Raw genomic sequence first — 22925 nt, 5'->3', positions numbered from 1 at the left:
ATCGGAGCTTGAAGACGCATGCCGCAGACAAAACACCCAATTACCGACGTTCAGCCCCTGTTGCCTGGCGATTTAACGCAACTGGCTGCGCGTTCCCCGGATGCCCATAAAGGTCAGTTCGGCCACCTGCTGGTGATCGGCGGCGACCGTGGCCTGGGCGGCGCAGCGCTGCTGAGCGCCGAAAGCGCGTTGCGCAGTGGCGCCGGCCTGGTCTCCCTGGCGACGCGCCCGGAGCACGTGCCTGCCGCGTTGGCGCGCTTGCCGGAAGTCATGACCGTGGGCGTGAGTTCGGCCAACCAACTGATGGGCCTGCTGGAAAAAATCTCGGTCATCGTCATTGGCCCGGGCCTGGGCGATGCCGCCTGGGGCAAAAGCCTGCTGTCGGTCGCCGCCAACGCGCGCCAGCCACAAGTCTGGGACGCCGACGCCTTGAACCAACTGGCCACGGGTAGCATCGGCTTGCCAGCCAACTCGGTGATTACCCCGCATCCGGGCGAAGCCGCGCGCTTGTTGGACCTCTCGACAGCCGAGGTTCAGGCCGATCGCCTTAAGGTGGCGCGCGCGTTGAGCCAGAAATTCAATGCAGTGGCTATTCTCAAGGGGGCTGGCAGTTTGATTGCCAGTCCGGACGGACGTATTGCGCGCTGTGACCAGGGCCATCCGGCGATGGCCACGGCCGGGCTCGGTGATGTGCTGGCCGGTCTGGTCGGGGCGTTGCTGGCCCAGGGTATGCCCGCTTATGAGGCCAGCTGCCTGGCCGTGTGGTTGCACGCCACGGCGGGCGACCGCCAGGGCAGCTTTGGTCGCGGGCTGGCGGCCAGCGACCTGATACCCGCCATTCGTCAATTGCTGGAGGAGCAGTCACCGTGTCTGAAGTAGTTCTTTTCCTCGCCGATGAAGACGCGATGGTCGCGTTGGGTCAGCGTATCGCCCAAGTGACGGCCGGCGCGGGGCTGATCTTTCTCGAAGGCGACCTGGGGGCGGGCAAGACCACGTTGTCCCGGGGAATCATTCGCGGCTTGGGCCATACGGGCGCGGTAAAAAGCCCGACGTTCACCTTGGTAGAGCCCTACGAGATTGGTGCCATCCGCGCCTTTCACTTCGACCTCTACCGCTTGGTGGACCCCGAAGAGCTGGAGTACATGGGCATCCGCGATTATTTCGATGAGGATGCGTTGTGCCTGATCGAGTGGCCAGATAAAGGCACAGGCTTTTTGCCAAAGCCGGACCTGACCATTACCATTACGCCGCATGACACAGGACGTCAGCTGAAGTTGTTGCCCCAGAGCGCGCGCGGCCAGTCGTGGTGCGCCGCTTTGGCATTGGAATTCAAATAATTGGTGGGGTTAGGTATGCGCTTTCGCGCGTTGGTTGCTGTCGTAGGGGTGTTGCTTGCGGCAATGACTGTCAATGCTCTGGCTGCTTCACAGGTAAAAAGTGTGCGCCTGTGGCGAGCGCCGGATAACACGCGACTGGTGTTCGACCTGTCTGGCCCGGTCCAGCACAGCGTCTTTACCCTGACGGCGCCCGATCGCCTGGTGATCGACATCAACGGTGCGACCCTGGCCGCGCCGCTGAAAGTCTCCACCGCCAACACGCCGATTACCGCCATGCGCTCGGCCCAGCGTACGCCGACCGACCTGCGGGTGGTCATCGACCTGAAAAAGACCGTCACCCCGAAAAGCTTTGTGCTGGCGCCGAACGCCCAGTACGGCAACCGCCTGGTGGTCGACCTGTTCGACAACGCCGCCGATGCCAACCCGCCGCCAGCGCCACCGCCGAGCGTCGCTACGGTGCCTGCGGTGCCGGTCAACCCGACACAGCCGCAGGTCAAGCTGCCGCCGCTGCCACCTGCCCCGGCGGGCAAGCGCGACATTATCGTGGTGATCGACGCCGGCCACGGCGGCGAAGACCCGGGTGCCTCCGGCTCGCGCGGCCAGCATGAAAAAGACGTGGTGCTGGCCATTGCCCGCGAACTGCAACGCCAGGTCAACGGTATGAAGGGCTACCGCGCCGAGCTGACCCGCACCGGCGACTATTTCATCCCGCTGCGTGGACGTACCGAAATCGCCCGCAAGAAGGGCGCCGACCTGTTCGTCTCGATCCACGCCGACGCCGCACCTTCCACCGCCGCGTTTGGTGCTTCGGTGTTTGCCCTGTCTGACCGTGGCGCCACGTCGGAGACCGCCCGTTGGCTGGCCGACAGCGAAAACCGTTCCGACTTGATCGGCGGGGCCGGCAACGTGTCCCTCGATGACAAGGATAAAATGCTCGCGGGCGTGCTGCTCGACCTGTCGATGACCGCCTCGCTGACTTCCAGCCTGAACGTCGGCCAGAAAGTCCTGAGCAACATCGGCCGGGTCACGTCGTTGCACAAACAGCGCGTGGAGCAGGCCGGGTTCATGGTGTTGAAGTCGCCGGACATCCCGTCGATCCTGGTGGAAACCGGGTTTATCTCCAACGCCAACGAAGCCTCGAAGCTGGCCAGCGCCAGTCACCAGCAGGCCTTGGCGCGTTCGATCAGCGCGGGTATCCGCCAGTTCTTCCAGCAAAACCCGCCGCCGGGTACGTATATCGCCTGGCTGCGCGACTCCGGCAAGATCGCCCAGGGCCCGCGTGACCATCGCGTGCAACCGGGCGACACCCTGGCCATGCTGGCCGTGCGTTTCCAAGTCTCGGCCGCGACGTTGCGCAGCGCCAACAGCCTGAAGACCGATGAGTTGAAAGTCGGCCAGGTGTTGACCATCCCCGGCACCGAATTGGCAGCACAGTAATGAGTGAATCAGTCTTGAACAACGGCTCGCGTATCGAGCTGCTCAGCCCTCGCCTGGCCAACCAGATTGCCGCCGGTGAGGTGGTTGAGCGCCCGGCCTCGGTGATCAAGGAGTTGCTGGAAAACAGCATCGACTCCGGCGCCAAGCGCATCGACGTGGACGTGGAACAGGGCGGCGTCAAGCTGCTGCGGGTGCGCGATGACGGCAGCGGCATCTCTTCCGATGACCTGCCGCTGGCCCTGGCGCGTCACGCCACCAGCAAGATCCGCGACCTCGAAGACCTTGAACGGGTGATGAGCCTGGGTTTTCGTGGCGAGGCGTTGGCGTCCATCAGTTCGGTGGCGCGCCTGACCTTGACCTCGCGCACCCGCAGTGCCGAACAGGCCTGGCAGGTGGAAACCGAAGGCCGCGACATGGCGCCCCGGGTCCAGCCGGCGGCGCATCCGGTGGGCACTTCGGTGGAAGTGCGCGACCTGTTCTTCAACACCCCGGCGCGGCGCAAATTCCTCAAGGCCGAAAAAACCGAATTCGATCACCTGCAAGAAGTCATCAAGCGCCTGGCCCTGGCGCGTTTCGATGTGGCGTTTCATTTGCGCCACAACGGCAAGACCATCCTCAGCCTGCACGAAGCCCACGACGAAGCCGCGCGTGCGCGCCGGGTGTCGGCGATTTGTGGCGCGGGCTTTTTGGAGCAGGCGCTGCCGATTGAAATCGAGCGCAACGGTTTGCGCCTGTGGGGCTGGGTTGGCTTGCCGACGTTCTCCCGCAGCCAGGCGGACTTGCAGTACTTCTTCGTGAACGGCCGCGCGGTGCGCGACAAACTGGTGGCCCACGCGGTGCGCCAGGCCTATCGCGACGTGCTGTTCAACGGGCGGCACCCGACGTTTGTACTGTTCTTCGAGGTCGACCCCTCGGTGGTGGACGTCAATGTGCACCCGACCAAGCACGAAGTACGCTTCCGCGATGGGCGCATGGTGCATGACTTCCTCTATGGCACCTTGCACCGCACCTTGGGCGATGTGCGCCCGGATGATCATCTGGGTGCGCCGATCGTCACGGCCGTGGTGCGGCCGAGTGGGCCGGAGGCGGGCGAGTTTGGCCCGCAGGGCGAAATGAGCCTGGCCGGCAACCTGCTGCAATCGACGCCGCCGCAGCCGTCGTTCGCCGCGCCGGGTTCTGGCGCGGGTGCGGGCTATCAATATCAATACACGCCGCGTCCGCAATCGGCAGTGCCGGTGGCTGAAGCGCAGGCGGCGTATCGCGAGTTTTTCGCGCCGCTGCCGGGCGCCGAGCCGGGTGCTGCGGTTGCCTTGCCGGAAGGTGGCGGTGATATTCCGCCGCTGGGCTACGCACTGGCGCAGCTCAAGGGCATCTATATCCTTGCGGAAAACGCCCACGGCCTGGTGTTGGTCGACATGCACGCCGCCCACGAGCGGATCATGTACGAGCGCCTCAAGATTGCCATGGCCAGCGAAGGCCTCAGCGGCCAGCCGCTGCTGGTGCCGGAATCCCTGGCGGTCAGCCAGCGCGAAGCCGATTGCGCCGAAGAGCATGCCGGCGTGTTCCAGAAACTCGGCTTTGAGCTGCAACGCCTGGGCCCGGAAACCCTGGCCATCCGCCAGATCCCGGCGCTGCTCAAGCAGGCCGAAGCCAACCGTCTGGTCGCCGACGTGCTCGCCGACCTGATGGAATACGGCACCAGCGACCGCGTGCAGGCGCATATCAATGAGCTACTCGGCACCATGGCCTGCCACGGTGCCATCCGCGCCAACCGCCGCCTGGCACTGCCGGAGATGAACGGCCTGCTGCGCGACATGGAAAACACCGAGCGCAGCGGGCAATGCAACCATGGCCGACCGACCTGGACCCAAATGGGCCTGGACGATCTGGACAAACTGTTCTTGCGCGGTCGCTGATGAGTGCCTTGCCCCCCGCGATCTTCCTGATGGGCCCCACGGCCGCAGGCAAGACCGACTTGGCCATCGAGCTGAGCAAAGTGCTGCCCTGCGAGTTGATCAGCGTCGACTCTGCCCTGGTTTACCGGGACATGGACATCGGCACGGCCAAGCCTTCCAAAGCGCTGCTGGCCGAGTATCCGCACAAGTTGATCGACATCATCGACCCGGCCGAGAGCTATTCGGCGGCGGATTTCCGCACCGACGCCCTGGCCGCCATGGCCGAGATCACCGCGCGCGGCAATATTCCGCTGCTGGTGGGCGGCACGATGCTCTATTACAAGGCTTTGCAGGAAGGCCTGGCGGATATGCCGGCGGCCGACGCCCAGGTGCGCGCCGAGCTTGAGGAAGAGGCTGCACGCCTTGGCTGGCAAGCCTTGCACGACCAATTGGCGGCCATTGACCCGGTATCCGCCGCGCGCATTCACCCCAATGATCCGCAGCGCCTCAGCCGCGCGTTGGAAGTCTGGCGTGTGAGCGGCCAGACCATGACTGAACATCGGCTGAAACAAACTGCGCAAAGTGCCGACGCAGGCGCATCTGGACGGTCACAATTGCCCTATACTGTGGCGAATCTGGCCATTGCCCCGGCGAATCGCCAGGTGCTGCATGACCGTATTGCACAAAGATTCACAATTATGTTGGAACAGGGGTTCGTGGACGAGGTCGTAGCACTGCGTTCCAGAGGTGACCTGCATCTAGGGTTGCCTTCGATACGTGCTGTAGGCTATCGCCAAGTTTGGGAGCATCTGGATGGCAAGCTGACGTCAGCCGAAATGCAGGAGCGCGGCATCATTGCCACGCGCCAATTGGCGAAGCGCCAGTTCACCTGGCTGCGCAGCTGGAGCGATTTGCACTGGCTGGACAGCCTGGACAGCGACAATCTGTCACGCGCCTTGAAATACTTGGGAACGGTCTCCATATTGAGCTGAGTCCTTGCAATTGCCGTCTATCCTTGGGGGTGTGACGGCCTTGAGCTATCTATTTTCCGATTTTTTATTATTGATCCTTAAAGGAGTGCGGCACATGTCAAAAGGGCATTCGCTACAAGACCCTTACTTGAATACTTTACGTAAAGAGAAAGTGGGGGTTTCCATCTACCTGGTCAACGGTATCAAGTTGCAAGGCACGATCGAGTCGTTCGACCAGTTCGTGATCCTGCTGAAAAACACCGTCAGCCAGATGGTCTACAAGCACGCTATCTCGACAGTCGTTCCAGTGCGTCCAATCCGTCTGCCAAGTGCAGCGGGTGATGAAGCAGCTGACGCTGAGCCAGGTAACGCCTGATAGGAGTCTCCTTTGTTCTTTGAGCGCCACGGTGGTGGTGAGCGGGTAATCCTCGTTCACTTGGATGGACAGGACCCTGAGGCGCGCGAAGATCCGCAGGAGTTTCAGGAGTTGGCGAATTCGGCCGGCGCCGAGACCGTTGCGTTTTTTAACGTACCGCGTCATCGGCCAACCGCCAAATTCCTGATTGGCAGCGGCAAGGTCGAGGAACTGCGCGACCTGGTCCACGCCGAAGAAGCCGATCTGGTGATCTTCAATCACGTCCTCACGCCCAGTCAGGAACGTAACCTCGAACGTGTGTTCGAGTGTCGCGTGATCGACCGTACCGGTCTGATTCTCGATATTTTCGCCCAGCGCGCCCGTACCCATGAAGGCAAGCTCCAGGTTGAACTGGCCCAGCTTGACCACATGAGCACCCGGCTGGTTCGCGGCTGGACTCACCTTGAACGTCAAGGTGGCGGTATCGGCATGCGTGGCCCGGGTGAAACCCAGCTGGAAACCGACCGCCGTCTGCTGCGGGTGCGCCTGCGCCAGATCAAGGGCCGCCTCGAAAAAGTGCGCAGCCAGCGCGAGCAATCGCGCCGTGGCCGTTCCCGCGCAGATATCCCTACCGTGTCCCTGGTGGGGTATACCAACGCCGGCAAGTCCACGCTGTTCAACAACGTGACCAAATCCGACGTCTATGCGGCCGACCAGTTGTTCGCCACGCTCGATCCGACCCTGCGTCGTCTGGATCTTGACGACCTGGGGCCGATTGTCCTGGCCGACACCGTGGGTTTCATTCGCCACTTGCCCCACAAGCTGGTCGAGGCATTTCGGTCTACGCTCGAAGAGTCGAGCAATTCCGACCTGCTGTTGCACGTGATCGACGCGGCCGAACCGGATCGCATGTTGCAGATCGAGCAGGTGATGCTGGTGCTGGGCGAGATTGGTGCCCAGGACTTGCCGATCCTCGAGGTCTATAACAAACTCGATTTGCTTGAAGGCGTTGAGCCACAAATCCAGCGCGATGAGAACGGCAAGCCCCAGCGGGTCTGGCTGTCGGCGCGTGATGGCAGTGGCCTGGAGCTGCTTGAACAAGCCATTGCCGAGTTGCTGGGCAGTGATTTGTTCGTCGGCACCTTGCGCTTGCCCCAGCGTTTTGCTCGACTGCGTGCACAGTTCTTCGAGCTGGGCGCAGTACAGAAAGAAGAATACGACGAAGAAGGTGTCAGCTTGCTGGCCGTTCGATTGCCGCGCACGGAGCTTAATCGGCTGGTCAGTCGTGAAGGCGTTGTACCGACAGAGTTCATCGAACAACACACTTTGCAATAAAAGCCTCCGAAAGCGGTTGTGCCGCAGTAGCAGGCATTCTGTAGCATTGGTCGGCGCGCCGTGGGTGCGTCTTTGCTTTATCAGATGGAGAGCGCTATGGCTTGGAATGAGCCGGGTGGCAACTCGAATAATCAGGATCCTTGGGGTGGTAAACGCCGCAATAATGGCGACCGCAAGGGGCCACCAGATCTCGACGAGGCCTTCCGAAAGCTGCAGGAAAGCCTGAATGGGTTGTTCGGTGGTGGAAAAAAACGTGGTGGTGACGACGGCGGTCGCACAAGCAAGGGCGGCGGCTACGGCCTGCTGGGCCTGGGTCTTGTCGTGCTGGCGTCCGTCTGGCTGTACAGCGCCGTCTATGTCGTGGACGAGCAGGAACAAGCCGTGGTGCTGCGCTTCGGCAAGTACTACGAGACTGTCGGTCCGGGCCTGAACATCTACTTCCCGCCGATCGACAAGAAGTACATGGAAAACGTCACGCGTGAGCGTGCCTATACCAAGCAGGGCCAGATGCTGACCGAAGACGAGAACATCGTCGAAGTGCCGCTGACCGTGCAGTACAAGATCAGCAACCTGCAAGACTTCGTGCTGAACGTTGATCAGCCTGAAGTCAGCCTGCAGCACGCGACCGAAAGCGCCCTGCGCCATGTGGTGGGTTCCACCGCCATGGACCAGGTGCTGACCGAAGGCCGTGAACTGATGGCCAGCGAAATCAAGGAACGCCTGCAGCGCTTCCTCGATACCTATCGCACCGGTATCACCGTGACCCAGGTGAACGTACAGAGCGCAGCGGCACCGCGTGAAGTGCAGGAAGCCTTCGATGACGTGATCCGCGCGCGTGAAGACGAGCAGCGTTCGCGCAACCAGGCTGAAACCTACGCCAACGGCGTCGTGCCGGAAGCCCGTGGCCAGGCCCAGCGTATCCTCGAGGATGCCAACGGTTACCGTGACGAAGTGGTCTCCCGCGCCAAGGGTGAGGCGGATCGCTTTACCAAGCTGGTCGCCGAGTACCGCAAGGCACCGGAAGTTACCCGTGAGCGTCTGTACCTGGACACCATGCAGGAAGTCTTCAGCAACACCAGCAAGGTTCTCGTGACCGGCAACAAAGGTGGGCAGAACAACCTTCTGTACCTGCCGCTGGACAAGATGATCGAAGGTGGTCGTAGCAGCACCAGCGCACCGGCTACCGGTTCGACAGCCGCTGCCAACGAAGCAAGCGCCCGTGCGGCCGCTGACTTGCTGCAACAGCAAACACGTAGCAGGGAGAGTCGTTGATGAGCAATAAATCGCTGACCGCCCTGATTGTGGGCGTCGTCGTGGTCATCGCGGCCTGGAACTGCTTCTACATCGTGTCTCAGACCGAGCGCGCGGTGATGCTGCAATTCGGTCGCGTGGTCCAGGCGGATGTCCAGCCGGGTCTGCATGTGAAAGTCCCCTTCGTCAACCAGGTGCGCAAGTTTGACGCTCGCCTGATGACCCTGGATGCACCGACACAGCGCTTCCTGACCCTGGAAAAGAAAGCCGTGATGGTTGACGCCTACGCCAAGTGGCGCGTCAAGGATGCCGAGCGTTTCTATACGGCAACTTCTGGTAGCAAGCCTGTCGCCGACGATCGTTTGTCGCGCCGTCTTGAGTCGGGCCTGCGTGACCAGTTTGGTAAGCGCACCCTGCACGAGGTGGTGTCCGGTGAACGTGACGCGCTGATGGCTGACATCACGCGTTCGTTGAATGCAATGGCGGAAAAAGAGCTGGGCATCGAAGTGGTTGATGTCCGGGTCAAGGCCATTGATCTGCCGAAGGAAGTGAACCGCAGCGTCTTTGAGCGTATGAGCACTGAGCGTGAGCGTGAAGCTCGTGAGCACCGCGCCAAGGGTAACGAGCTGGCCGAGGGTATCCGTGCGGATGCCGATCGTCAGCGCCGTGTACTGCTGGCAGAAGCCTATCGCGAGTCCGAAGTGGCCCGTGGTGATGGTGATGCCCAGGCCGCAGCGATCTACGCCAAGGCCTACGGCCAGGACCAGGAGTTCTACGCGTTCTATCGTAGCCTGCGTGCCTACCGTGAAAGCTTCGCGAACAAAACCGACGTCATGGTGCTGGACCCAAGTAGCGATTTCTTCCGCTACCTGGAAAAAGCCAAGTAATCAGCTCGTCACTGGTTAGGACACACTCCGTCGGGCGGCTAAAACGCCTGGCGGGGTGATCCTTTCAGAAAACGGGTGTATGATGCGGCAGCCGGGAAATTCCCGGCTTTTTTGCGTCTGCATGTTTGATTCGGCAGGCGTGACAGGTTTTTCGAGGAAAGTGCCTGACGAGGCCGATTACAGGCCGTTCGTCACGTCGCTCTTGCGCGTGGTTTATGCAGGAGACGGGTATTTTCTGCTTCACTCAAGGCTCGGCCGAGGGCTGGCCGCCCGGATCAAAGGGGATTGGCGTAATGGCAACGGTAGACCGCTGGCTGCTGCCAGATGGCATCGAAGAAGTACTGCCACCAGAAGCTGCGCGCATTGAAGTAGCGCGTCGCCAGGTGTTGGATCTGTTCCAGAGCTGGGGTTACGAGTTTGTCGTGACCCCCCATATCGAGTACCTGGAATCCCTGCTGACCGGCGCGGGCCAGGACCTGGATCTGCGCACCTTCAAGGTCATCGACCCGCAATCGGGCCGGCAAATGGGTTTCCGTGCCGACATCACGCCGCAAGTGGCGCGCATCGATGCGCACACCCTGCGTCGCGAAGGCCCGAGCCGCTTGTGCTACGCCGGCAGCGTGCTGCATGCACAGCCGCGTGCATTGTCGTCTTCCCGTAGCCCGATCCAGCTGGGCGCAGAGTTGTACGGTGATGCGAGCCCGAGCAGTGACGTTGAAGTGATCAGCTTGATGCTGGCCATGCTGCAACTGGCTGACGTGCCGGATGTCCACATGGACCTTGGCCACGTCGGTATCTACCGTGGCCTGGCGCGTGCGGCCGGCTTGTCCGGTGAAGTGGAACAACAGCTGTTCGATGCCCTGCAACGCAAGGCCATCGATGAAGTGATCGCCTTGACCGAAGGCGTGCCGGCGGACTTGGCCGAGATGCTGCGTGCACTGGTGAACCTGTGCGGCGGTCGTGAAGTGCTGGTGGCGGCGCGTGAGCGTCTGGCCAAGGCGCCGGCGCCGGTACTGGCTGCGCTGGACGACGTGCTGGCGATTGCCGAGCGGTTGTCGGCACGCTTCCCAGAGCTGCCGCTGTACTTTGACCTGGGTGAGTTGCGCGGCTACCACTACCACACCGGTGTGGTGTTCGCGGTGTTTGTACCGGGCGTTGGCCAAGCCATCGCCCAGGGCGGTCGTTATGACGACATCGGCGCCGATTTCGGTCGCGCCCGTCCGGCGACTGGCTTCTCTACCGATTTGAAAACCCTGGTGACCCTGGGGCGTGCTGAGGTCGAGCTACCGTCTGGTGGCATCTGGATGCCCGACAGTACGGACGCAGCACTCTGGCAGCAGGTTTGCCAGTTGCGCAGTGAGGGTCAGCGTGTCGTCCAGGCCTTGCCTGGGCAGCCATTGGCCGCCGCCCGTGAAGCGGACTGCGACCGGCAATTGATTCAGCAGAACGGGCTTTGGCAAGTATCGCCACTGGCTTCTTGAGTTTTCCTGCCGGCCATCGCCGGCACCAAGTTTGCGCGAATGAGGACAAGTGTTATGGGTAAGAATGTCGTAGTCCTGGGCACCCAATGGGGTGATGAGGGCAAAGGCAAGATCGTTGATCTGCTGACCGAACATGCTGCCGCCGTAGTGCGCTACCAAGGTGGCCACAACGCTGGCCACACCCTGGTCATCGATGGCGAAAAAACCGTCTTGCACCTAATCCCGTCGGGCGTGCTGCGCGAAGGCGTGCAGTGCCTGATCGGCAACGGCGTGGTGGTTGCACCTGACGCCCTGCTGCGCGAGATCATCAAGCTGGAAGAGAAAGGCGTACCGGTGCGCGAGCGCCTGCGTATCAGCCCGTCCTGCCCGCTGATCCTGTCCTTCCACGTTGCGCTGGACCAGGCCCGTGAAAAGGCCCGTGGCGAGCTGAAGATCGGTACTACCGGTCGCGGCATCGGCCCGGCATACGAAGACAAGGTTGCTCGTCGTGGCCTGCGTGTGGGCGACCTGCTCAACATGCCGCGCTTTGAAGACAAGCTGCGTGAACTGGTGGATTACCACAACTTCATGCTGGTCGGTTACTACAAAGAGCCGGCCATCGAGTTCGACAAGACCCTGGCCGAGTGCAAGGAATACGCCGAGCTGCTCAAGCCGCTGATGCTGGACGTGACCGCTGAGCTGCACGACCTGCGTCGCGCTGGCAAAGACATCATGTTCGAAGGCGCCCAAGGCTCCCTGCTGGACATCGACCACGGCACCTACCCGTACGTGACCAGCTCCAACACCACCGCTGGCGGCGTTGCCACCGGTTCCGGCGTTGGCCCGATGTTCCTGGACTACATCCTCGGCATCACCAAGGCCTACACCACTCGCGTAGGTTCGGGTCCGTTCCCGACTGAGCTGTTCGACGAAGTCGGCGCGCACCTGGCCAAGCAAGGCCACGAGTTCGGCGCAACCACCGGCCGTGCCCGTCGTTGCGGCTGGTTCGATGCCGTTATCCTGCGTCGCGCTATCGATGTGAACAGCATCTCGGGCATCTGCCTGACCAAGCTGGACGTACTCGACGGCCTGGAAACCATCAATATCTGCGTCGGCTACAAAGACGCCAACGGTAATGATGTGGCGCCGACCGACGCCGACAGCTACGTAGGCCTGCAGCCTGTGTACGAAGAAGTGCCGGGCTGGACCGAATCGACCGTGGGCGCCAAGACCCTGGAAGAACTGCCGGCTAACGCCCGTGCCTACATCAAGCGTGTTGAAGCGCTGATCGGCGCGCCGATCGACATTATTTCGACGGGCCCGGACCGCAACGAGACCATCGTTCTGCGTCACCCGTTCGCGTAATAAGCTGTTGATGTAAAAAGCAAAGGGCTCCTTCGGGAGCCCTTTGTCGTTTCTGCCGTCCGGGCGGCACGACCTTTGCTTCGGTTGTCTCTTTCGCGGTGCTATCAATTTAATGGCACCCGTGGTGGAGGGATTCCCGATGTCTGCCGTTCTCTCATTGTTACAAAGCCGTCTGTTGCGGCCGGTGTTCGTTACCCTAGGTATCGCCCTTTTGGTGCAAGTGCTGGTGGCCGTCGCTCTGACGCGGAGCACCGTGACCGCGCTGGAAGCTGATTTGAGCAATCGCCTGGGTATCGACAGCCAGAAACTCTCTGGCGAATTGGCCCAGGCCGGCAAGGAAGTCACGTCCAGCCTCGACAGCTTGTCCACCAGCACGCGCCAGCGTCTGACGGCAGGATTGTCGACGCGCCTGCAGGAAGAGCAGAAGCAACTGCGTGCGACCCTGGAAAAAGACCTGAAAGACTCCGCCAATGACATGGCTCAACTGCTGGCCTCGGTGGCGCCGCGCGCCATGTGGGACAGCGATGTGCCGACGTTGTCGGAATTCGCCCGGCGTGCCCAACGCAATCCCAACGTATTGTTTGTGGTCTACGACGACGCGGCGGGTGAGCACCTGACCCGCTACCTGAACCGGGAAAACCCGATCAACAAGGCGTTGCTGGAAAAAGGCCAGGGCGACCGCGCTTTGGACAAGGTCTTGAATGCCGCCAAAAACGACCCGTCGGTGTACTACGTCGAGGCGTCGATCAGCCCCAACGGCGTGGAAATCGGCAAGGTCCTCATGGGTGTCTCGACCGCTTCGGTAGAGGCCGACCTGCAAGCGCTGGACAAGCGTTTCGCCGCCTTGATCGCCAGCGGCGACCAACTGGTGGGCGACAGCCTCAAGGGCGCCGCCGCCGACAGCGCGACCGCCATGGGCGCACGCCTGCAATCGGCGCAAGCCACCGCCACCCAGATGACCGCCAACACCAGCAGCGCCGTACAAGAGGCCGCCGGCACCCTGCGCTGGCGCATCGGCATGGGCCTGGCCCTGGTTGGCTTGGGCGTATTGCTGCTGATCGCCATCGTGCTCGGCCGTCGTGTGGTCAATCGCCTAAAGCTGTTGATTGCCGCCATGGACGACCTGGCGGCGGGCGAGGGCGACCTCACCAAGCGTGTGCAAATCAGCAGCAAGGACGAAATCGGCGACATGGCCTCGGCGGTCAATCGCTTTGTGGATAAGTTGCAGCCCATCGTGCGTGAAGCGGGCGATGTGGCCCAGCGCACTGGCGTGGAAATCGGCGCCATGACCCTGCGCAACGCCGGCGCCGACGCGGCCGCCGGTTTGCAGCGCGACGAGGTTGCCGAGAGCCTGCGCGCGCTGTCGCAAATGGCCGACGAGGCCCAGGCCGAAAGCCATGCCATGCAGGCTGCATTGCAGCAGGTGGTGGATATTCGCCAGGCCACGGATGAAAACTCCCGCACCTCCACCGAAGTGGGCGAGCTGATCGAAGCGCTGGCGGGGCAGGTGCAGGCTGGCTCCAAGGTGATCGAGCGCCTTGCGCAGCAGAGCGAGCAGATTGAAGTGGTGCTGACGGTGATCCACGGCATCGCCGAGCAAACCAATTTGCTGGCCCTCAACGCCGCGATTGAAGCGGCACGTGCTGGCGAGACCGGGCGTGGTTTTGCGGTGGTGGCGGACGAAGTGCGTGCGCTGGCCAGCAAGACCCAGAGCTCCACCGGTGATATCCAGGCGCATATCGTCGCGTTGCAGCAAGGCGCGCGGGAAGCGGTGGAAACCATCGGCAAGGCCGGGCGTCAGGCCAATGAAGGTCTGTTGGTGCTGCGCGACAGTGTGCGTTTGCAGCAGACGGTGCAGGCGTCGGTGGAACAAGTGCATGCAGCGATTGGGTTGGCGACGCGGGCGGCGGAGCATCAGGCCCAGGGCGCGCATGCTGTGCGTGGGCGGGTCGAGGTGATTCATGCCCAGGCTGAGCGTGCTGCGCAGGCGGTGGTGGAGACCACGGCCAGTGGCAAGGTGCTGGATGGGTTGGCGGCGCAGTTGAAGGCCAGCCTGGGGCAGTTTCGGGCTTAAAGTTCGTCTGTTCCGGCCCTATCGCAGGCAAGCCAGCTCCCACATTTGACTGTGTTCACAAATCAAAATGTGGGAGCTGGCTTGCCTGCGATAGCGGTCTCAGCGACTCAGATACATCCGCGTCGTCAGCAAATAAACCGGCAACCCCGACACCAAAATCAACAACGCCGCATACGGCGCAGCCGCCGCAAACTCCACATTCGACGTATGCGCCCACACCGCCGTCGCCAGGGTATTCAACCCCGTCGGACTCAGCAGCAAGGTCGCGGTCAATTCCTTCATCGCATCCAGAAACACCAACGCAAACGCCGCCCCCAGCGCCGGAAAGATGATCGGCAAGGTCACCCGGCAAAATGCGCCGAACGACGACGCGCCCAACGTGCGCGCGGCCTCTTCCAATTGCGGTGCGGCCTTGTTCAGCGCCGTACGGATCGGCGCCTGGGCCAAGGGCAAAAACAGCAGCGCATACGCAATCAGCAACAACGCCGACGTCTGGTACAGCGCCGGCACGTAGTGCAGCGCGAAATACACCAGCGTCAACGCAATCACCAGGCCGGGCAGGGCGTGCAGCAGGTACGGCAAGCGCTCGGCCCATATCGCCAACTGGCCTTTGTAACGCACCACCAGCAACCCGACCGGCACCGCCAGCACCAGGCACAGTGCCGCGCCGCCGAGGGACAGCGCCAGGGAGGACAGCAGCGCCTCACTGATCGCGGCCACGGGAAACGCTGCCGACGAACCGACCGCCAGCCAATAGCCGAGCATCCCCAGCGGAATGCCACTGCCGATGATCGCCAGCGCCAGGCAATAGACTTGCCCCAACGGCGCCCACTTGCCCAAGCGTACCTGCTCGGCATGCCGCGCCGCGCCCTGGCCGATGCGCACGTGCCGGCCCTTGCCGCGTACGCGCAGCTCCAGCCACAGCAGCGTCAGGCACATCACCAGCAGCACTGCGGAGAGCATCGCCGCATTGGCGTTGCTGAATTCCAGTTCGAATTGCTGGTAGATCGCGGTGGTGAATGTCTGCAAGCCAATGATCGACAGCGCACCGAACTCCACCAACATATGCAACGCAATCAACAGCGCCCCGGCCAGTAGCGATGGCCACAACAAGGGCAGGGTGACGCGCCAGAACACGCCCCAGCGATTCAACCCCAGGGTGCGCGCGGACTCTTCCAGGGACGGATCAAGATTGCGCAGCGTCGCCGCCACCGGCAGAAACACCAGCGGGTACTTTGACAGGCTCATCACCAGGATCGCGCCGCCGAGCCCTTCGAAGCTGGCGCTCAGCGACACCCAGGTAAAACTGCTGACAAACGCCGGCACCGCAAACGGCAGGCACAGGATCACCCCCCAGACGCGTCGCCCCGGCAAGTTACTGCGCTCCAGCAACCACGCCAGCGACAGCCCGACCACGCCGCACGTCAGCGTCACGCCCACCATCAGCGCCAGGGTGTTGCGCAGCAGGCCAAACACATACGGGCGCCACAACAGATGCACGGCCTCGGCCCAGCCTGCCTGCCAAGCCTTGAGCCCGACATACGCCAGCGGCAGCAGGCTCAGGCCCACCAGGAACAGCACGGGCAACAGCAGCCAGATCGACGGCCGTTTGCGCCGTGGGCTGAAACCCCCGCGCAGGGCGGGGGCGGAGAGCGATGGGTTCATCAGTTCAAGCCAACGTCACGTTCCAGGTCCAGGGCTTCTTCGGCGTTGCCCAGGTCGGCGGGGGTGACTTTTGGCGGTTGCAGCTCGCTAAATGGCTTGAGGCCACGGCTGGATTCCATGCCCTTGCGCAGCGGGTATTCGGCCGAGGTGTTGGTGATCACGCGCTGGCCTTCTTCACTGGCCATGAATGCCAGCAGTTGCTGGGCTTCCTTGGGGTGCTTGCTGGATTTGAGCGCCGCCGCCGAGGACACGGTGATCAGGCCGCCGACGTCGCCATCGGTGAAGTAGTGCAGTTGCGAATCCAGATTGGTCTTTTCCTTTTTCAGGGCAAACCAGTAGTAGTTGTTCACCAGAACGGTGGCCACTTCGCCGTTCTCCACGGCTTTGAGGGCGACCATATTGTTGCTGTACACCTTGCCGAAGGCGCGCAGGCCGGTCAGCCATTCTTCGGCGGCGTCGCGCCCGTGCAGCTTGATGATCGCCACGGCCTGTTCCTGGAACGCGCCGCTGGTGGGCACGAAACCGACCTTGCCTTGCCACTCGGGGCCGGCGAAATCCAGCACCGACTTGGGCAGGTCTTTCTCGGCGATGAGTTTCGGGTTGAAGGCCACGACGCGGGTGCGCGCGGTCACGCCCATCCAGTCGCCATTGGCGCCGACGTAGTCCTTGGGCAATACGTCGAGGGTGCTGGCGTCGATCTTGGCCAGAATGCCCTGCTCGCCGAGTTTGTTCAGCGGCGGTGATTCTTCGGTGTAGATCACATCGGCCGGGGAGCGCGCGCCTTCTTCGACGACCTGGCTGGCCAGCTGGTTGCTGCTGCCTTTGCGCACGTTGACGTGAATGCCGGTCTTGGCTTCGAAGGCTTTGGCGAGTTCATCGCCGACTTCCTTGTGCTGACCGTTGTAGAGCGTGAGGGTGACCGGGTCGGCGGCCATTGCGGTGGAGGCGCCAAGCACCAGGCTCAGCAGAGAAGCGGCCAGGCCGCGCAGAAGGGGTTTGTTGCGAATCGTCATGCGGGTACATCCTCGCTTACGGCTACATATCTGGAAACAATGATAAACGATATTGTTTCTCAAGGGCCGTTCCGAGGGAAAACCACCGACCGCATAGGAATTACTTCGTTCTGCATACAAAGCCAAGTGAGATTGATTCGTATCTGTGAGTAGTATCACTGCGTCGCCCGAGAGGGCCTATCGCAGTGCATGACCACTACAGGTTCCCGCTATGTCCGCCTTTGGCCCACCCCCGTCCTTAAGCCGTTTGAAGCCTTTGGCTTGCTCGATTGTGTTGGCGTTTTCCGCGCCGTATGTCTGCGCTGATACGCCGATCAAGATGGGTTCCACCCCGATTGAGTTGCCCGGCGGCGTCGAAGAGAAGGCCGAGCACGAACTGCAAGCCATCGAAGTCAACGGCGAGTTTGAAACCAAGGATGAGCGCGGGCAGAACAACGTGTTCGCCAAGGATGTGTCCAACGTCTATGTCGGCAAGACCGAGTTGGAGCACTACAAGGGCACCAGCGTGGCGGATGTGTTCCAGGGCCTCAACGGCGTGTACAGCGGTGACTCGCGCAACAGCGGCGCGCTGGACCCGAACATCCGGGGCATCCAGGGCGAAGGGCGTATTCCGGTCACCGTTGATGGCACCGAGCAGGCCACGGCGGTGTGGATGGGCTCGGCGGGCGTGGCCAACCGCAATTACATCGATCCGAACATGATCGGTAGTATTTCGGTGGAGAAGGGGCCTTCGCTCAACCCGGATATCAAGAGCGGCGTGGGTGGTTCGGTGGAGATCAAGACCCTCGACCTGGATGACATCCTGCGGCCCGGTGAAACCTTTGCGCTAGAGCTCAAGACGGAAACCGGGACTAATTCGGTGAAGCCCGACGAGACCGCAATAAAGACTCTCGGGCGTGATTATCGCGATATTCCGGGCGCCTATGCGGGCTACGACGGCAACCTGGTCTTCACCCAGGGCGGCGGCGGTACTGAATTCAGCCCGAATACCGGCAAGCACTCCGGCAACTTCAACTTTGAAGACAACGCGTTTCGACTGGCTACCGGGACACGCCAGGAGAACTTCGACCTGTTCGCGGCCTACAGCTACCGCAGCAAGGGCAATTACTTCAGTGGCAAGGGCGGGGCCAAGCGCTACAAGACCGACAGTTGGTTCAGCGACGCCAAGGCCGATGCCAACTCGTCCTCGGGAAACCCCAACCAGCAGGCCTACATGGCAAATCTGTACCTGCCTGGTCACGAAGTCGCCAACACCTCCAGCGAGATGCGCACAACATTGCTCAAGGGCACTTTCTACCTGTCCGATGAGCAAAGTCTGAAGCTCTCATATATGCACAACGAGTCGGAGTACGGTGAGAGTTCGCCTTACTTGGTCAATTATTACGTGGGGCTGGCCAAGGCCGGTGATAACAACATCGGCCTGCAAATGCCCTACAGCGAACTCAAGCAAGACACCTATAACCTGACTTACAACTGGAACCCGGAAAATCCGCTGATCGATCTGAAGACCGGGCTGTGGATGACTCGCAGCAATACGCGGCGGCATCAGAACGGCGACGACGTCTACGGCATCTCGGCCCACGATGTGCGAGACCAGGACGTGGCGTGGAATAACTATGTGCAGTGCCAGGCCGGCGCCAACCCCAGCCGTTGCGGAACTGCGCCGGAAAAGTTGCCGAACACCGATGGGCGTTATTCGATTTACGCCAAGGCCCTGCAAGTTTCCCAGCATGATCGCTGGGGCGTGAATGTGAGCAACAAGTTGCAGTTGAGCGATGATGTAGCGTTGACGCTGTCCAGCGATTTCAGCGAAGAGAAGCTGGATCAGACCGATGCATCGCAAGGGCGCTCGTCAACTCAATTCACGTATGGCAATCGCTATATGGGGCCGCGCAGTGGTGAGCGGCAGCAGTATAACTTTGCGTTCAGTGCCGATTGGACGCCGACGCCGTGGTTGTTGTTGACGGCGGGGGCGCGGTATAGCGATTACAACTCGATGGATACGGGGCTTAAGAAGCATCGGGAGAATCAGGATCAGGGTTGGCAAGTTAATGGAAGCGCGGTTACGAAGAGTTTTACGTATCAGCGGGTTATGACGGATGCCGAGAATCAGCGATATCTGGATATTGTCTATCAATCTATCGCCGACGGTATTGAGTCAGAGGAGTACCTTCCGGGGATGCTCGCCAAGGACACGATCAATGGGGTGCGTTATACAGAAGAAGTTGTCGAGGTGCCCTTTAATGGATTTACGTTGGATCGCTCAAATAATCCTTTTTTGAATGGCACCATTAATCTTCAGGAAAAAGTGACTGACCCCCAAGGCAGCTCTGGGGACTATGCCAAGTATGTAGTCAATAAAGGCAATTCAGGCATTGTCATCCCGAGTGAGCCGCCTACGAACAGATGGGCTCTTCCTAAAAAGCGCAAGGACAGCGCTTGGGCCCCTATGGCTGGGGCGACGATTTTTTTGAGTGAGCGTGCGCGGATTTATGCGCGCTATACAGAGTTTGTCCGTTTCGCGTCCATTTACGAGGATACGCAAGCTTACGGGGGGAGTTCTTTCGGTTCGAGCGCGTCGAATAACGCAATGCGTCCAGAACATTCCTATAATTGGGAAGTGGGTTATGTGCACGATTTGACCGGTTTCTTTAAAAGTTTACGCCACGCCGACTTCAAAATAAATTATTACGACAATACCATTCGAGACTTCGTTGATCGTGACTACAATTTTGCGATTGTTCAATATGACAAGAAAATGTACTCGGGTATTGAGTTGCAAACACGCTTTGACAGTGGCAGGTATTTCAGTAATTTTTCTGCAAGTTATCGTCTGAAACAAAAGTTGTGCGACAAGGATTACGCGGCAACACTGGACCCTTATTACAATACGGCCATCTCAACTTGCGTGACCGCCGGTTTCCCGACCACCTTCTCGCGCAGCAGTATGCAGCCGACGTACTCGCTGAACCTAGACAGCGGTGTGCGATTGTTCAACGAGCGTCTCGAGTTGGGCGGGCGCATGGTTTATCACAGCAGTGCCGTGAACAAAGATGAAGAAGATTGGATTCGCAATGGCGTGCAGTATGTAGATGGTTATAACCGGCCATTTAATTGGCATCCCATTTGGGTGTTTGATACTTACGCCAGTTATCGCGTAAACAAGAATTTAGATGTGGATTTTGGTGTCAATAACCTGACCAATCGCTATTACATAGATCCTTTGGCTCGCGTCATGATGCCGGCGCCAGGTCGAACCATGAAACTTGGTTTGACCGCGCGATTCTGATTTTTTGCTGTTTTTAATCAAAAACAGTGGTTTTTATCATTCTAACTAGGAAGTTGTTATGAAAAAGCTGTTTATGTTTACTGCTCTGGCACTTGCCACTTCGACCAGTTTTGCTGCTGTGACGGGCGGGTCTTCCACGACTTATGTGTCGGTGGGTCCGTCTAACTTGCAAGGTGCTGGCGAAGTTGGAATCGCGATGCCAACTGTTGTGGGTGGCACGGCTGACTCCAGCAAAATTGTCAGTTTCAAAAGCGGCCCCATCGCTCAAACCAACGCTTTGATTCCGACAGCCGGCACTACATCCGCGCACATCGTGATGAACAACGTGAAGATCTCCGAAACTTGGAAATCTTCCGTCGCCTACGGCACGCAAGTGTATTCCTACCGCCAGATCTCCGACCCGCTGCCTAACTTCCCGCAGTTTGGCGGTGAAGTGATCGCCAAGGTGCCAGGTGTCGAAGTGTACTTCGGTGAATGGGCTCCGCGTAAAACCGGCGTTCAGCCCGATAACAGCACGGATCTGAACCTGACCAGCGCCAACCGTACGGTGTTCTACGCCGGTGAAAACGCGACTACCGCTATGCCGACCTTGGTTAACGCCAAGTACGACGTGGTCGGGATCAAGCGGTTTGATCCAAGTGCGCCAAGCGTTTCTTCGGGCACTCTGACCGCTAACTATGGCGGCAGCAGCGGTACGCTGGCGGGCTCCATTGCTGGTGGCGCAGGTACGGTCAACTTTACCGGTACCAATATCGCGTCCAACGGCTCCTTCCAGAACGCTTCCGGTTACATCAAGGGGCAGTTCTACGGTTCGGGTGCTGAGGCGCTGGCCGGCATCTACAACAACGGCACGGCCTCCGCCAGCGTCGCCTTCGGCGGCAAGAAGCAATAACTAAAACCCCGCGTCAGAAAAGGGAGAGTTGATCTCTCCCTTTTTCATCATCGTCCCTTCGCTGGATCTGACCCACATGCCCCTGTGCCTGCCCCTGCGGCTTGCTTTAACCCTATTCCTCAGTTCATTGGCCTGCACCGCTTGGGCCGATGAAGACGACACCCGGCAACTGCTGAACAAGATCGATCGCACCATGGCCGAGCGCGAGCGCGCCCATCTGGTGGATACCGACCCGGCCAAGGACAACGCCTCGCTGATCACCATTGAGGGCCGTACCTACAACGTACAGAACACCCTGGAAGACCTCGGCCCTGCGATCTACGTCACGCTGAACCTGCAGCAGTGGTCCAAGGTGCGCCAGTTCGTCGAGCGCTACCGGCAGTTGCCCGGCCATGAGCCGGCGTTGGTGTCGATGGCCGAGGGCATGTTGGCCCGTCAGGAGAAGCATTACCGTCAGGCGATTGCCAGCCTGCGCAGGGCGGTGGCGCAAAACCCGTCATTCGCCCGGGCGAAGCTGGAGCTGGCGCGGGCGTTGTTCGAAGATAATCAGTCCCGCGAAGCCAAGGCGTTGTTTGAAGAAGTGGCGCAAAGCACGGTGCCCGAACAGGTGGTGCCGGTGCTGGAGGGGTATCAAGGCGCACTGCGCGAGCGCGACAGTTGGCATGGTTCGGTGTCGATGGGTACTGGCTACAACAGCAATATCAACCAGGGCAACGGCATGACCACGCGTACTCAGGTGTGTAGTTTTTTCGAGTGCATCGAGACCAACCGCAAGATGCCCGTGCCAATCAAATCCTCCAGCCTGGTGTATGACGCCGTGGCCGAGCGGCGCTTCCAGATCGAGGGCAACCACCACCTGCTGGTGCGCGGGCTGAGTTACGGCAATTACTACCATCGGCACAAGGAAGACGAACCGCAGACCTACTACGACGACAACACCAGCGTGATCTACGTCGGCTACAACTACCTGAGTGCGCTGGATGATGTGTCGGTCTCACCGCTGTTCGAAAGTTACTGGGGTGACCGGCATAACAAGTACCAAGCGACGGGCCTGCGCACCGAGTGGAAGCACACCCTGACCGAGCGCCTGCAACTTACCGCCCAGGCGCAACAGAAGCATTTTCGTTTCCAGGGCGAAGAGCGGGATTATTTCGAGAATTACGACGAGCGCATGGTGGGCGGTTCCGCGTCCTACCTGCTGGGCAGCCATACCCTGGTCTACGGCGGCCTGACCTACACGCGGCGCACCCAACCGCAGGAGTCGGCCAGCAACAAGGAGTACATGGCCAGCCTGGGTCTGTATCGGATGTTTGATGTGGGGATCAATCTGAATGCTACCGCGCTGTACCGGCGTACGCGTTATGACGAGGCGGACTCTTTTCTCGGCGGCCTGCGTGAGGATCGCCAGCAGATCTATATCGCCAACCTGGCTGTGCCGCGTTTCAAGTTCGCCGGCCTGGTGCCCAGCCTTTACGTCAAGCGCACGGTCAATGCGAGCAGCATCGACTGGGCATACACCTACCGCCAGACCGAAGTGGCACTCAAAGTAGAAAAGAGTTTTTAGGAGGTCAGAAACGAAAAAACCCGCTTTCGCGGGTTTGATCTGAATTTGGTGCCCAGGAGAAGACTCGAACTTCCACGACCTTGCGATCACCAGCACCTGAAGCTGGCGTGTCTACCAATTTCACCACCTGGGCAT

At 60.6% G+C, this 22925-nt stretch carries 16 protein-coding genes, 1 tRNA gene and 2 pseudogenes; 16 read left to right on the top strand and 3 right to left on the bottom strand.

The features are described from left to right. The first annotated feature begins 18 nt into the window (after nucleotides 1–18). The 13 genes and pseudogenes from ACU688_RS27435 to ACU688_RS27375 all read left to right on the top strand — a co-directional run. A complete protein-coding gene (locus ACU688_RS27435) occupies nucleotides 19–879 on the top strand; it encodes an NAD(P)H-hydrate dehydratase (protein ID WP_448187137.1) in 861 nt (286 codons plus the stop codon). Beyond that, nucleotides 867–1337, top strand: coding sequence for a tRNA (adenosine(37)-N6)-threonylcarbamoyltransferase complex ATPase subunit type 1 TsaE (tsaE, locus tag ACU688_RS27430; RefSeq protein ID WP_448187136.1), 471 nt, complete (start codon nucleotides 867–869; stop codon nucleotides 1335–1337). The genes ACU688_RS27435 and tsaE overlap by 13 nt, the downstream gene beginning before the upstream one ends. 15 nt (nucleotides 1338–1352) lie before the next feature. Then, nucleotides 1353–2774: an N-acetylmuramoyl-L-alanine amidase gene (locus tag ACU688_RS27425; protein WP_026136555.1), complete on the top strand. Its 1422-nt coding sequence runs from the start codon at nucleotides 1353–1355 to the stop codon at nucleotides 2772–2774. Beyond that, the gene (mutL, locus tag ACU688_RS27420) at nucleotides 2774–4690 is read left to right on the top strand and encodes a DNA mismatch repair endonuclease MutL (protein ID WP_448187135.1); all 1917 of its coding nucleotides are present in this window, start codon (nucleotides 2774–2776) and stop codon (nucleotides 4688–4690) included. Before ACU688_RS27425 ends, mutL begins: the two co-directional genes overlap by 1 nt. Then, nucleotides 4690–5661 (top strand): tRNA (adenosine(37)-N6)-dimethylallyltransferase MiaA, encoded by a 972-nt coding sequence (gene miaA, locus ACU688_RS27415; protein ID WP_207041114.1) that lies wholly within the window; start codon nucleotides 4690–4692, stop codon nucleotides 5659–5661. The genes mutL and miaA overlap by 1 nt, the downstream gene beginning before the upstream one ends. 94 nt (nucleotides 5662–5755) lie before the next feature. Further along, nucleotides 5756–6016 carry an RNA chaperone Hfq gene (hfq, locus tag ACU688_RS27410; RefSeq protein ID WP_016976904.1) on the top strand — a complete coding sequence of 87 codons (261 nt, stop codon included), beginning with the start codon at nucleotides 5756–5758 and terminating at the stop codon, nucleotides 6014–6016. A gap of 12 nt (nucleotides 6017–6028) precedes the next feature. After that, a complete protein-coding gene (hflX, locus tag ACU688_RS27405; RefSeq protein WP_017734959.1) occupies nucleotides 6029–7330 on the top strand; it encodes a ribosome rescue GTPase HflX in 1302 nt (433 codons plus the stop codon). A 96-nt stretch (nucleotides 7331–7426) separates the two neighbouring features. Next, on the top strand, nucleotides 7427–8602 hold the full coding sequence (gene hflK / locus ACU688_RS27400; RefSeq protein WP_017734960.1) for an FtsH protease activity modulator HflK: 1176 nt from the start codon (nucleotides 7427–7429) through the stop codon (nucleotides 8600–8602). Continuing rightward, a complete protein-coding gene (gene hflC, locus ACU688_RS27395) occupies nucleotides 8602–9468 on the top strand; it encodes a protease modulator HflC (protein WP_448187134.1) in 867 nt (288 codons plus the stop codon). Before hflK ends, hflC begins: the two co-directional genes overlap by 1 nt. Before the next feature lie 293 nt (nucleotides 9469–9761). Further along, complete coding sequence (locus ACU688_RS27390) at nucleotides 9762–10949, top strand: ATP phosphoribosyltransferase regulatory subunit (RefSeq protein ID WP_448187133.1); 1188 nt, start codon at nucleotides 9762–9764, stop codon at nucleotides 10947–10949. A 54-nt stretch (nucleotides 10950–11003) separates the two neighbouring features. Beyond that, nucleotides 11004–12293, top strand: a complete 1290-nt coding sequence (locus ACU688_RS27385; RefSeq protein ID WP_124525554.1) for an adenylosuccinate synthase — start codon at nucleotides 11004–11006, stop codon at nucleotides 12291–12293. A gap of 112 nt (nucleotides 12294–12405) precedes the next feature. After that, a pseudogene (locus ACU688_RS27380) lies at nucleotides 12406–13461 on the top strand (methyl-accepting chemotaxis protein); the annotation flags it as partial. Nucleotides 13462–13851: 390 nt separating this feature from the next. Then, a pseudogene (locus ACU688_RS27375) lies at nucleotides 13852–14367 on the top strand (methyl-accepting chemotaxis protein); the annotation flags it as partial. Nucleotides 14368–14466: 99 nt separating this feature from the next. On the opposite strand, the gene ACU688_RS27370 reads toward ACU688_RS27375, so the two are convergent. Both ACU688_RS27370 and ACU688_RS27365 read right to left on the bottom strand, forming a co-directional pair. Further along, nucleotides 14467–16032 (bottom strand): ABC transporter permease, encoded by a 1566-nt coding sequence (locus tag ACU688_RS27370; protein WP_448187132.1) that lies wholly within the window; start codon nucleotides 16030–16032, stop codon nucleotides 14467–14469. Next, nucleotides 16032–17045 (bottom strand): extracellular solute-binding protein, encoded by a 1014-nt coding sequence (locus tag ACU688_RS27365; RefSeq protein ID WP_017734966.1) that lies wholly within the window; start codon nucleotides 17043–17045, stop codon nucleotides 16032–16034. The genes ACU688_RS27370 and ACU688_RS27365 overlap by 1 nt, the downstream gene beginning before the upstream one ends. A gap of 211 nt (nucleotides 17046–17256) precedes the next feature. Here ACU688_RS27365 and ACU688_RS27360 point away from each other — a divergent pair, with 211 nt between their 5' ends. Genes ACU688_RS27360 through ACU688_RS27350 form a run of 3 tightly spaced genes read left to right on the top strand, consistent with a single transcriptional unit; the run spans nucleotide 17257 to nucleotide 22790 of the window. Beyond that, a complete protein-coding gene (locus ACU688_RS27360; RefSeq protein WP_448187131.1) occupies nucleotides 17257–20334 on the top strand; it encodes a TonB-dependent receptor domain-containing protein in 3078 nt (1025 codons plus the stop codon). 58 nt (nucleotides 20335–20392) lie between these two features. Next, nucleotides 20393–21226, top strand: a complete 834-nt coding sequence (locus ACU688_RS27355; RefSeq protein ID WP_448187130.1) for a Slam-dependent surface lipoprotein — start codon at nucleotides 20393–20395, stop codon at nucleotides 21224–21226. Between the two features lie 28 nt (nucleotides 21227–21254). After that, nucleotides 21255–22790 (top strand): surface lipoprotein assembly modifier, encoded by a 1536-nt coding sequence (locus tag ACU688_RS27350; protein ID WP_448187129.1) that lies wholly within the window; start codon nucleotides 21255–21257, stop codon nucleotides 22788–22790. Nucleotides 22791–22836: 46 nt separating this feature from the next. Here ACU688_RS27350 and ACU688_RS27345 read toward each other — a convergent pair. Further along, nucleotides 22837–22923: transfer RNA gene (locus tag ACU688_RS27345), tRNA-Leu, on the bottom strand. Nucleotides 22924–22925: the final 2 nt, after the last annotated feature.

This window comes from Pseudomonas acericola (SeqCode) (genome assembly GCF_053456465.1).
This window is presented reverse-complemented; position numbering and strand designations above follow the sequence as displayed.